This window comes from uncultured Empedobacter sp. (assembly GCF_937930195.1).
GTDB lineage: Bacteria > Bacteroidota > Bacteroidia > Flavobacteriales > Weeksellaceae > Empedobacter > Empedobacter stercoris.
Genome location: NZ_CALGVK010000182.1, coordinates 1 through 10,939, shown reverse-complemented (window position 1 = coordinate 10,939; position 10,939 = coordinate 1). Strand labels below are relative to the sequence as shown.

Here is a 10,939-nt window from a genome sequence, read left to right as displayed (position 1 = left end):
CTTGCCATAAAAAATGCCCCCAAAAGTGTCTAACTTTTTGGGGGCAGTGTAATTTGATGAGCTTTTTTATTTACTTTAAGTAAATTAGCTATCAATGAAATATAGTATTTACTTTTTAATTTTAGGATTTAGTTTGTTGAGTTGTACTAAGGAAGAAATTAAAATAAGGGTTGATAAAGTAGAAAATAATATGATACACTTTACAATTAAAAATAACTCCGAAAAAGAATCAATTCGCTTTTTAAAGCCTAAACATAATTATTTATGTTATGAAGGAGGTAATCCTATTAATAATATTTATAAAGATTTTTACATCTTAGATTTTATAGATAGATATAAAGATTTAAAGACTTTTAAAAGTACTCATGTAGATATATTAGATAATAATCCAAGTGATTTATCTGATTATATAATAGTAGAGATTCATAAAAATAAATCATACTCAGACAGTATAATGATACCTGATAAAGATTGTGAGTATTGTTATTTTTACCCTATAATCGAAGAAAATACTATTTTAATGATAAGAAAAGATACATTGATTTATGATGGAAAAGGAGCTGTAAAATTGATTCATTAATTTTTTAAAGTGTCAAACCTTCCAAATCATCAATTGTTCCGTTATAGATATTGACATCTACTTTATATCGTTTAACACCTTCTATAGTTGCTTTTTCCGTAAACTGCCAAAAATTCCAATGACCTTTCATTTCCTGTACCCAAAAATTGTAATTGGCAATCCAAATGATGTGGCCATCCAAATGATTTTGTAAATAATCTTCAAAATATTTGTCAGAGGTATATATTATAGGTTTGATATCGTAATGCTCTTCCACAATTTTGCACCAATTCTTGATTCCTTCTACCAAACGTTCCATCGATTGCGTTTTTGGCAAGGTTTCGATGTCGAGAACTGGAGGTAAATCACCTTTTTTTAATTTTACTATATTGATAAAATTTTGAGCTTGTAAAGTCGAATTCTCATCAGGTCGATAAAAATGATAAGCACCTCGCAAAATATTATTTTCTTTTGCTTCTTTCCAATTTTCCTCAAACCTAATATCAACAGACGATGTTCCCATAGTAGATCGGATAAAAGCAAAATTAATGGGGTACAATTTGTAGATAGTATGCATTTTCGTCCAATCAATTTCACCTTGATATTGGGACACATCCACGCCAAACGTTTTGAGATAATATTTGTCCATTACCTCAATATTTCTGATGTCATATTTCGTTACTTTTTCATCAGTAATTTTTTCACCTTTCAATGATTTTTCTACAATTGTAAAGTAATAATGAATTCCATGGCGGTAACGATACGTAAAATAAAGTACACACAAAATAACAAACGCAATAAAATAGGTCGAAGGTTTTATCTTCTTGTAAAAAGGTTGTTGTTTTATTTTTTTACGAGGCATTTTAGTAGATGAAATAGAAATTATCTATGCAATATTAGTTCAATTTTCGATGATAAAAAAAGTAAAATCTTCATTATCTTTGTTCGGTATGAAAAAATGGATATTAGCCGCAAGGCTTCGCACTTTACCACTTTCGTTGAGTGGATTATTGTTAGCTGGATTTATTGCAAAATCAGAAGGAATCTTCCGAAATGATATATTTTTCTTATCACTTTTAACAACTTTAGCTTTCCAAATATTGTCAAATTTTGCCAACGATTATGGTGATGCTGTAAAAGGAACAGATGCAAATAGAGTAGGAGAGCAACGTGCAGTTGCTTCTGGTTTGATTACTCAAAAACAAATGAAAACTGCCATAGGTATCATGGTTGTCATTTCTTTGATTTGCGTTGCTGCATTATTGTATGTGTCTTTTTATCCTCATGACATGAAGTATATTTATATATTTCTTGGATTAGGGGTAGCTTCTATTTTTGCAGCAATGGCTTATACAATGGGAAAAAAACCTTATGGATATATTGGTTTAGGAGATATTTTTGTCTTTTTATTCTTTGGAATTTTAGCTGTCGTTGGAGGTGAATTTTTATATTCAAAAGTATTTCAATGGCAAATTTTGTTACCAGCTGCATCAATGGGATGTTGGAGTGTAGCAGTGTTGAATTTGAATAATATGCGCGATGTCAAAAATGATGTCAAAAATAATAAAATCACTATTGCATCAAAGCTTGGATTTCAGAATAGTAAGTATTATCAAATGGCTTTAATGACAATTCCTTTTGTTTTGAGTGCCCTTTATGTAACGATGATTCCAGCAAAATCAGGAAAGTTATCAGGATTAGTATTCCTAATTTTAATCTTCTTTGCAAATGCTATTCGTCGTCAAATTTTTGCTGTAAAAGATCCAAAAGATTATGATCCGTTCTTGAAACAAGTCGCAATGTTAGCTTTATTCTTTGCTGTTTTATTGGGATATAGCTTAATTGGATTTGACTTTATCGATACTTTAACGCGTTAATCACAAAATAATATACAATGAAAATTCAATACTTAGGTCATGCTTCTTTGGCTATCGAAGCAAATGGTAAACACATTGTTGTTGATCCGTTTATTACTCCAAATGAATTAGCTAAACATATCGATTTCGAAAGTTTAAAAGCTGACTATATCGTTTTAACACATGCACATCAAGATCATGTGTATGATGTAGAAGAATTGGCAAAACGAACAGGAGCGTTAATTATTTCGAATGCTGAAATCGCTGGTTATTATGCAGCAAAAGGTTTGAATTCGCACGGAATGAATACAGGTGGGAAATTTAATTTTGATTTTGGATCAATTCAATCTACTATTGCTTTTCATTCGAGTTCTTTCGCAGATGGAACGTACGGTGGTGATCCAAATGGTTATATTATCGAGAGTGAAGGAAAGCGTATTTACATCGCAGGAGACACCGCTTTGACGTATGAAATGAAACTGATTCCCGATACAATTGGTCAATTAGATTTAGCTATTTTACCAATAGGGGATAATTTTACAATGGGTGCTAAAAGCGCTTCAATTGCGGCAGAATATGTTCAAGCAACTAAAGTTTTAGGTTATCATTATGATACATTTCCTCCAATAAAAATTGATAAAGCTGAAGCTAAATCAATATTCTTTTCACGTCATATTCAATTGATTTTATTAGAAATCGGGGAAGATTTAACCGTTTAGAAAAAAATATTATCCATAAATACAAAGCTCGTCCGAGGACGAGCTTTTATTTTTTTATGGAACAAGTTCATTAAAATTTATAAACAATTGCATTTACATTCATCCCTGCACCAACAGATGCAAATAGAACAATATCGCCTTTGTTTATTTGATGTGAAGATAATTCACCATTCAGAATCATTTTTAATAAGATAGGAATTGTGGCAACACTACTATTTCCTAATTTATCAATAACCATAGGCATTATATTCTCAGGAACAGGTTGTTCATACAAATCAAAAAATCTCTTTACAATAGCTTCATCCATTTTTTCATTTGCTTGATGAATAATGATTTTATTTAATTGTGAAATCGTATATCCACTTTCATCAAAACATTTTTTCATCGCGTCAGGAACATTCGATAAAGCAAACTCATATATCTTTCGTCCAATCATTTTTATATACTTGACATCTGGACAAGTTTCTGTGTTATAAGATTTTCCAAAAAATAGATAATCTTTTTCAGTTAAAGTGAATGAAGCTGAAAGATGTGATTTTAAACCTTCGTCATCATGATTATTTATTTCCAATATTGCAGCACCAGCACCATCTGCATAAATCATGCTGTCTCTATCATGGATATCAACAACCCTTGATAAGGTTTCTGCGCCAATAACCAAACATCTTTTTGCAATTCCAGCTTTAATAAAGGCATTCGCCTGTATCATACCTTCTAGCCATCCTGGGCAACCAAAAAGTACATCATAAGCAACGCAATAATTATTTTTGATTTGCAATTGATGTTTAACTCGTGAAGCTAAGCTTGGAACTGAATCTGATTGAATTGTACCTGAAATTACATCTCCAAAATTGTGTGCAAAAATGATATAATCTAATGTTTCTGGATCTATTCCCGAGTTTTCTATCGCCTGTTTAGCGGCAATGAAACCTAAATCTGATGTAACTTGATTATTGTTGGCATACCGTCTTTCTTCTATACCTGTTATAGATTTTAATTTTTCTGCAATGATGGTATTATTTTGTTTTAATGCAACTCCTTTTTCATCAAGAAAGTTATGTTGAGCAAAAAATAAATTTGTGATTGTTTCGGAGGGAATGTAGTTACCTACACCAATTATTTTACTTGTCATTTAATCTGTCTAACTAAATTTAGAACTCTTCTTCAGTAAAAAGCTTTTTTATTTAATTAAGTATTAAAGGTAGTGTAAATCTTATGACATATATAAATATTTTAATTTTTGTTTAAAAAAATGAAATATTCATAAAGCAAATAAAGATTTTTTATTAATCAGTACAGAAAGTGAATATTATATTATAAATTAATAAAACATTTTAAAAATCTTTAACTTAGACTTCTGTCGATTTTTTTTAAATTTGTTAAAAATAATACACAATGAAATACTTATTCATCGGATTTTTAGGATTGTTTATAGCTTGTAATGCGCAAGAAACAAAGAAATCAGTTTCTAAAAAACAATCCATTCAACAAACCACAAAAACACCACAAAAAATGAATAAAATTTACGATTATACATTTAAGGATATCAATGATGAAGATTTTAATTTTGCTGATTTAAAAGGTAAAAAAATCTTGATTTTGAACACAGCTTCAAAATGTGGTTATACACCTCAATATGATGCATTAGAAAAATTGTACCAAGAATACAAAGATCAAGGTTTGGTTGTTGTAGGATTTCCATCAGATAATTTTGGTGGACAGGAATTTGATAATAACGAAGAAATAGCTAATTTTTGTAAATTAAATTATGGCGTTACATTTCCTTTGATGTCGAAAAGTGATGTCATTGGAAAAAATCAAAATGAAATTTTCAAATTCTTAACAAAAAAATCATTGAATGGTAAATCTGACCATGAAGTGAAATGGAATTTTACAAAATTTTTGATTAATGAAGATGGAACGTTAGAAACTGCTTATTCATCAAAAGTAAAACCGGATGACAAACAAATAATAGATTGGTTAAATAAATAGTAAATGAAGTTAGATATTCTTGCAATTGGAGCACATCCTGATGATGTAGAATTGGGATGTGGTGGAACACTAGCAAAAGAAATTAGAAACGGTAAAACAGTCGGAATTCTCGATTTAACGAAAGGAGAATTAGGGACTCGTGGTACTGATGAAACTCGTCGTGAAGAAGCAAATGATGCCAAAGATATTTTGGGTGTGGTTGTAAGAGAAAACCTTGGGATTGCAGATGGTTTTTTCTTGAATGACAAAGAGAATCAATTGAAAATTGTAGATGTTATTCGTAAATATCAACCTGATATTATTTTGAGTAATGCACCGCATGACAGACATCCAGATCATGGAAAAGGATCAGATTTAGTGAATACCGCTATTTTTTTATCAGGATTGCCAAAGATAGAGAATGGTTTAGCAGCTTGGCGTCCTAAGAAACACTTTCATTATATTCAATGGTTGCCATTAGAGCCTCATTTTGTAGTGGATATTTCAGGTTTTATAGATACGAAAGTAGAAGCATGTATGGCTTATAAAACACAATTCTTTGATCCAAATTCGAGCGAACCACAAACGCCAATTTCATCCAAAAATTTTACAGATTCTATTCGATATCGTGCATATGATTTGGGAAGATTAATAGGAACTGAGGCAGGAGAAGGTTTTATTTCGAGAAGTTATATTGGCGTAAATAATTTAGATTCTTTAATTTAGAAATAAAGGTTAAAAAAACCTTTATTTTTTTGCGAAAATTATTTGCAAGTACCGATTAATAGGCTATATTTGCAGTCCAATTGAGGAATTAAATAACAATAATTTCACAAGGCAAATGGTGGTTGTAGCTCAGTTGGTTAGAGCGCCGGATTGTGGTTCCGGAGGTCGTGGGTTCGAGACCCATCATCCACCCAAAAAACTTTAGAATTTAGTTTTAAAATAAAATTCGTACCAAATGGTGGTTGTAGCTCAGTTGGTTAGAGCGCCGGATTGTGGTTCCGGAGGTCGTGGGTTCGAGACCCATCATCCACCCAAAAAACTTTAGAATTTAGTTTTAAAATAAAATTCGTACCAAATGGTGGTTGTAGCTCAGTTGGTTAGAGCGCCGGATTGTGGTTCCGGAGGTCGTGGGTTCGAGACCCATCATCCACCCTTATAAATCTCAATTTCGTTGGAAGTTGAGATTTTTTTATTATATAGAATTTTTCAAACTTAGCCTTTCTTTGAAAAACCATATTAAATTCTTCTTAATTTTACCAAAACATTTGAAATGAAAAAATCATCAATATTTTTAGGATTGATTGCTTTTACAGGAATTTTGAGTTCTTGTTCAACTCAAAAAGCAGTCAAAGAATCCACTCAAACTTCAACAGAAATGACAAAAGAATATGCCTATCAAACATATGCAAGTTTCCCATTAACTACAGATATATCGCATTTAACAAAAAACGAAAAAGAAATTTTACGTTTGATGTTTAAAACAGCTGATATTATGGACGATTTATTTTGGCAACAAGCATACGGTGCTAAAATAGATTTAATGGACGAAACCAAAGGAGAAGCCAAAGAATATGCAAAAATAAACGATGGCCCTTGGGATAGGTTGAATAACGAAACACCTTTTGTCAATGGAATTGGAGCAAAACCTGCAGGTGCAATGTTTTATCCTATTGATATGACGAAAGAGGAATTTGAACAGGCTAATTTGAAAGATGGTAAATCGCCCTATACAATTGTTCGTCGAAATAGAGAAGGTAAATTGTATACGATACCGTACCACGAAAATTTTAAAAATCAGTTATCTAAAGCAGCTGAATATTTAACGCAAGCTTCAGAATTAGCAGAGGATGCAGGATTAAAAAAATATTTAAAATTACGTGCTGCCGCATTGATGACAGATGATTTTTATGCAAGTGATTTGGCTTGGATGGACATGAAAAATGCCAACATTGATATGGTTGTTGGACCAATCGAAAATTATGAAGATCAATTGTTTGGTTATAAAACGTCTTATTCCGCTTATATATTGGTGAAAGATATTGAATGGTCAAAAAAATTGGCAAAATTTGTTCAATACCTACCAGAATTACAACGCAATCTACCTGTTTCTGCAAGTTATAAGAAAGAAGTTCCTGGAACAGATTCCGATCTTAATGCGTATGATGTGGTGTATTATGCTGGAGATTGTAATGCAGCAGGAAAAACAATCGCGATTAACTTACCAAATGACGAACGTGTGCAATTAGAAAAAGGAACACGTCGTTTGCAATTGAAGAATGCGATGAAAGCGAAGTTCGATAATATTTTAGTTCCAATATCTACCGCTTTAATTGATGAGAGTCAACAAAAAAATATAAAATTTGATGCGTTTTTCTCAAATGTAATGTTTCATGAAGTTGCACACGGATTAGGAATTAAAAACACAGTGAACGGAAAAGGTAGTGTTCGAGATGCATTAAAAGAAGCGAATTCGGCTTTAGAAGAAGGAAAAGCAGATATTCTTGGCTTGTATATGGTGAATCAATTGTTGAAAAAAGGAGAATTGACAGGAACTCAAGAAGATTATTTTGTGACGTTTTTGGCAGGAATTTTACGTTCTGTTCGTTTTGGTGCAAGCTCTGCTCATGGACAAGCAAATATGATTGCATTTAATTATTTTGCAGAAAATGGCGTTTTCGTGAAAACGGAGAGAGGTCGTTACAAAGTAAATGTTGTAAAAATGGAACAAGCGATGAATGGCTTATCAGAATTGATTTTGACGTTGCAAGGAAATGGTGACTACAATGGTGTTAAAAAATTATATGCTGACAAAGGAACAATTCATAGCGATTTACAACAAGATTTAGATGTTTTGAAAACAAAAAATATTCCAGTGGATGTCATATTTAAACAAGGTCCGAATATGTTGGGATTGTAAGAAGTTAAATATCAATACAAAATTTAAAAGCCACTCCAAGAGTGGCTTTTCTAATTTATTTTTTAAAAATAGATCGTTTCATTACTATCGGGATCTCCAATCATAAATTCAATTTCAAAATTGGTGAAATTTCGTTTTATTCCTTGTACACTTATTGTATCTCCACAACTAAAAGACATTGCGTTTATTTCTTCTATTTCTGGAGAAAACTCAAATTTTCCCTTTTGACAAATATTAACTTTTGGAATTCTATCATTCAAATAGAAATTCCCTTTAGAATCAAGCCTTAATCTTATCTTTTCTAAATCACTCACATCAATCGTAGAAGATTTAGAAACTTTATAAGTACCTACAATATTTCCGTCAGTAACTTCTTAAAGCAAAGAAGGTTTAATGGAATAATAAATAAAATCCTTTTAATAATTGTTTTTTATTCATTGGATTTTTCCAAAACCCAATAATCATCATCGTTATTCTAATCAAAAAAGATAATCCTAAAATAATGATTATAAAAAAAACTGAAAGAGTAAAAGAAATATTGTCATGAATTATTTCTTCGATTCTAAAAACGTTTCAAAAGCTTTTTCAAATTCTTCTAATGTAATTAGATGTGTCATATTTGCAGCAAAAATTTGTTCGATATTTCCGTTTAGTTTTTGTAAATTTTCGACAAATTCAATCTGAAATTTTGGTTCGATGACATCATCTTGTAAACCGGTAAAAATTAAGTTTTGTTTTATAGGAATAGCTTTTAGTAATTGTTCAGGCAAAAAAGGTTGAAGTCTTTCTATAGCAATTACAGCAGGATTGAACATTAATACAGGAATATTTAATACCAGTCCCAAATAATAACTTATCATTCCGCCAAGACTTGTTCCTGCAATAAATTCGATCGGTTCTTTTTTGAATTGAGCAATTAAATCTTGCACTAAAGTTGTTGCATTATCATAATCAATAGATGGTGCAAAGCAATCGCCTAATGAGTCTAAATATGCTCTTTTTTCATCTGTTACAGATCCTTGGTAGCCGTGTAAGTATGCAAATTTCATTTGTTTTATATTTTATAATGTCAAACTTTACTTCGATAAACTCAGTAACCAAGAGTTAAGTCTGACGTTGTAAAAATACAAAATAAATACACGTTCAAATGTATTTTAAGATCGTTACGTTTTTATTTTTTTTTGAATGAATTAGTTAATTCACTAACTTAAATGTAAATTAGTAGTAAATAAAGTGCTTACAGTTTATATTTTTTATTAATTATATAATTATGAACGATACAAGTTTAAAACATGTCAATTCTAAACTAAAAAAACTTCCTGATTATTTTTTGGAAGAGGTTAAAATTATATTGATTTTTTAACTTTCAAAAATAATCAAGAAAAAAATTTTGAATTAACAAAAGAACAAGAAAAGATATTAGATCAACGCTTAGAAGAACCTAAGGAGAATTTTTTGTATGCAAAAGATGTTATGAAAGAATTGCGAAAAAAATATGAATTATAATATTCGCATTTCTCCTGAAGCTGTATAGGATATCGACCAAGCTTTTGCTTATTATTCCGAGTTTTCTATTTCTGCTGTAAAGTCTTTTGAAGCTGAGTTAGCAAATGTTTTTGAAGCTTTAGAAACAAACCCTTTTTACCAATTGAGGTATAAAAATTTACATGGAAAACCCTTCAAATCTTTACCTTATTTGTAATCTTCCCTAAAAAACGGAACGTTTAAAAATATAGTTTATTAACTTAGGGATAATTATGAAACAAAGCAATTTTACAGAAGTTCAGATCGTCAAGATCTTATCTGAACAAAATCAAGGCAAAACAGTCAATGAAATTTGTCGTGAACATGGAATAAGCCAACCCACTTTTTATAAATGGAAGAGTAAATATGGCGGAATGGAAGCCCATCAATTAGCTCAATTAAAGGAACTAGAGAAGCAATTGTCCCAATATAAAAAAATTGTAGCAGAGCTTACTTTAGAAAACGTAGTTTTAAAAGATGTTATCGAAAAAAAGCTATAACGCCTTGTGAAAAACGAGAATTGGTGTTGTATTCAAAAGCAAAATATTAACTAAGTTCTCGCAGGGGTTGTCGTCTATTTAGTTTAAGAACGTCCGTTTTTTTATTATCAAAAAGTCTGTAAAAATGAAGATGATAAAATATGTTTTCAATTGATAGCTCTATCCAACGAGCATCAAACTTGGGGCTTTTGGATGATGTATTATCGTTTACGAAATTTAGGCTTTACTTGGAACCATAAACGCGTTTATCGTGTTTACAAAATGATGCGTTTAAATTTGAGAAATAAACGCAAGAAACGATTATCAGCACGGGTAAAAGATCCACTTTTGCGCCCGATTAATCATAACATTACGTGGAGCATTGATTTTAAGCAGGATGCTTTGCAGAATGGTAAAAAAGTGCGTTCATTGAATATTTTGGATGATTTTAACCGAGAAATTTTAGCCATCGCCGTTGATACGAGTTTGCCTTCTGGACGAGTAGTAAGAGAGCTTGAGAATTTAATTCAATGGAGAGGAAAATCAGAGCGAATAAGAGTCGATAATGGACCAGAATTTATTGCAAACGCTCTAAAAGATTGGTGTCATAATCAGTCTATTGAATTGATTTATATTCAGCCTGGTCAACCGACGCAAAATAGTTTGATCGAACGTTTTAATCGTACATTTAGACAAGAAGTTTTGGATTGTTTTATGTTTTCAACAATCAAGCAATTCAACATATTCTCTCAAGCTTGGATGTGGATGTATAACAATAAGAGACCGCACGCAAGCCTCGGATACCTTACTCCGCACGAGTTTTTGTTGAAATATGGAAAAATAAATAAACCGAATACAAGTGAATTTCCAACATTTCAGCAAGATAATTGTAGTAATAATCAGTGGAA

Annotated in this window: 12 protein-coding genes and 3 tRNA genes; 11 read left to right on the top strand and 4 right to left on the bottom strand. The window is 31.1% G+C overall.

Going from position 1 to position 10,939, the window contains the following annotated elements; genetic code table 11:
- Positions 1–94: 94 nt before the first annotated feature.
- The gene (locus Q0616_RS10785; RefSeq protein ID WP_260543658.1) at positions 95–580 is read left to right on the top strand and encodes a hypothetical protein; all 486 of its coding nucleotides are present in this window, start codon (positions 95–97) and stop codon (positions 578–580) included.
- 4 nt (positions 581–584) lie between these two features.
- Here Q0616_RS10785 and Q0616_RS10780 read toward each other — a convergent pair whose 3' ends face one another.
- Entirely contained in the window at positions 585–1,421 is an 837-nt protein-coding gene (locus Q0616_RS10780; protein WP_260543656.1) for a GH25 family lysozyme, read from the bottom strand.
- 88 nt (positions 1,422–1,509) lie between these two features.
- Between Q0616_RS10780 and menA the strand changes: the two genes are divergently transcribed.
- Together menA and Q0616_RS10770 are read left to right on the top strand one after the other, a co-directional pair.
- Positions 1,510–2,436 (top strand): 1,4-dihydroxy-2-naphthoate octaprenyltransferase, encoded by a 927-nt coding sequence (gene menA, locus Q0616_RS10775; protein WP_298776930.1) that lies wholly within the window; start codon positions 1,510–1,512, stop codon positions 2,434–2,436.
- Positions 2,437–2,453: 17 nt separating this feature from the next.
- Entirely contained in the window at positions 2,454–3,134 is a 681-nt protein-coding gene (locus tag Q0616_RS10770) for a metal-dependent hydrolase (RefSeq protein ID WP_171624000.1), read from the top strand.
- A gap of 70 nt (positions 3,135–3,204) precedes the next feature.
- On the opposite strand, the gene Q0616_RS10765 is transcribed toward Q0616_RS10770, so the two are convergent.
- Positions 3,205–4,266, bottom strand: coding sequence for a 3-oxoacyl-ACP synthase III family protein (locus tag Q0616_RS10765; RefSeq protein WP_225542819.1), 1,062 nt, complete (start codon positions 4,264–4,266; stop codon positions 3,205–3,207).
- Positions 4,267–4,529: 263 nt separating this feature from the next.
- Between Q0616_RS10765 and Q0616_RS10760 the strand changes: the two genes are divergently transcribed.
- The 6 genes from Q0616_RS10760 to Q0616_RS10735 all read left to right on the top strand — a co-directional run bounded on the left by Q0616_RS10760 (position 4,530) and on the right by Q0616_RS10735 (position 8,028).
- The gene (locus Q0616_RS10760; RefSeq protein ID WP_171624002.1) at positions 4,530–5,126 is read left to right on the top strand and encodes a glutathione peroxidase; all 597 of its coding nucleotides are present in this window, start codon (positions 4,530–4,532) and stop codon (positions 5,124–5,126) included.
- A 3-nt stretch (positions 5,127–5,129) separates the two neighbouring features.
- Positions 5,130–5,831, top strand: a complete 702-nt coding sequence (gene bshB1, locus Q0616_RS10755; RefSeq protein WP_260543650.1) for a bacillithiol biosynthesis deacetylase BshB1 — start codon at positions 5,130–5,132, stop codon at positions 5,829–5,831.
- 118 nt (positions 5,832–5,949) lie between these two features.
- Positions 5,950–6,023 (top strand) — tRNA-His (locus Q0616_RS10750).
- Between the two features lie 46 nt (positions 6,024–6,069).
- Positions 6,070–6,143, top strand: a tRNA-His gene (locus tag Q0616_RS10745).
- 46 nt (positions 6,144–6,189) lie between these two features.
- Positions 6,190–6,263, top strand: a tRNA-His gene (locus Q0616_RS10740).
- A 118-nt stretch (positions 6,264–6,381) separates the two neighbouring features.
- The gene (locus tag Q0616_RS10735) at positions 6,382–8,028 is read left to right on the top strand and encodes a Zn-dependent hydrolase (protein WP_298776929.1); all 1,647 of its coding nucleotides are present in this window, start codon (positions 6,382–6,384) and stop codon (positions 8,026–8,028) included.
- Between the two features lie 62 nt (positions 8,029–8,090).
- Here Q0616_RS10735 and Q0616_RS10730 read toward each other — a convergent pair whose 3' ends face one another.
- Positions 8,091–8,342, bottom strand: coding sequence for a hypothetical protein (locus Q0616_RS10730; RefSeq protein WP_260543644.1), 252 nt, complete (start codon positions 8,340–8,342; stop codon positions 8,091–8,093).
- Between the two features lie 234 nt (positions 8,343–8,576).
- Positions 8,577–9,077: a YqiA/YcfP family alpha/beta fold hydrolase gene (locus Q0616_RS10725; protein WP_284583902.1), complete on the bottom strand. Its 501-nt coding sequence runs from the start codon at positions 9,075–9,077 to the stop codon at positions 8,577–8,579.
- Between the two features lie 708 nt (positions 9,078–9,785).
- Between Q0616_RS10725 and Q0616_RS10720 the strand changes: the two genes are divergently transcribed.
- Positions 9,786–10,052 (top strand): transposase, encoded by a 267-nt coding sequence (locus Q0616_RS10720; protein WP_038336637.1) that lies wholly within the window; start codon positions 9,786–9,788, stop codon positions 10,050–10,052.
- A 150-nt stretch (positions 10,053–10,202) separates the two neighbouring features.
- A partial coding sequence (locus Q0616_RS10715; protein ID WP_298776927.1) for an IS3 family transposase occupies positions 10,203–10,939 on the top strand: 737 nt, incomplete at its 3' end.

Coding starts and splice junctions, on each gene's coding strand:
- Q0616_RS10785 (WP_260543658.1), top strand. CDS start 95: ATGAAATATAGTATTTACTTTTTAATTTTAGGATTTAGTTTGTTGAGT.
- Q0616_RS10735 (WP_298776929.1), top strand. CDS start 6,382: ATGAAAAAATCATCAATATTTTTAGGATTGATTGCTTTTACAGGAATT.
- Q0616_RS10780 (WP_260543656.1), bottom strand. CDS start 1,421: ATGCCTCGTAAAAAAATAAAACAACAACCTTTTTACAAGAAGATAAAA.
- Q0616_RS10725 (WP_284583902.1), bottom strand. CDS start 9,077: ATGAAATTTGCATACTTACACGGCTACCAAGGATCTGTAACAGATGAA.
- Q0616_RS10770 (WP_171624000.1), top strand. CDS start 2,454: ATGAAAATTCAATACTTAGGTCATGCTTCTTTGGCTATCGAAGCAAAT.
- menA (WP_298776930.1), top strand. CDS start 1,510: ATGAAAAAATGGATATTAGCCGCAAGGCTTCGCACTTTACCACTTTCG.
- Q0616_RS10720 (WP_038336637.1), top strand. CDS start 9,786: ATGAAACAAAGCAATTTTACAGAAGTTCAGATCGTCAAGATCTTATCT.
- bshB1 (WP_260543650.1), top strand. CDS start 5,130: ATGAAGTTAGATATTCTTGCAATTGGAGCACATCCTGATGATGTAGAA.
- Q0616_RS10765 (WP_225542819.1), bottom strand. CDS start 4,266: ATGACAAGTAAAATAATTGGTGTAGGTAACTACATTCCCTCCGAAACA.
- Q0616_RS10760 (WP_171624002.1), top strand. CDS start 4,530: ATGAAATACTTATTCATCGGATTTTTAGGATTGTTTATAGCTTGTAAT.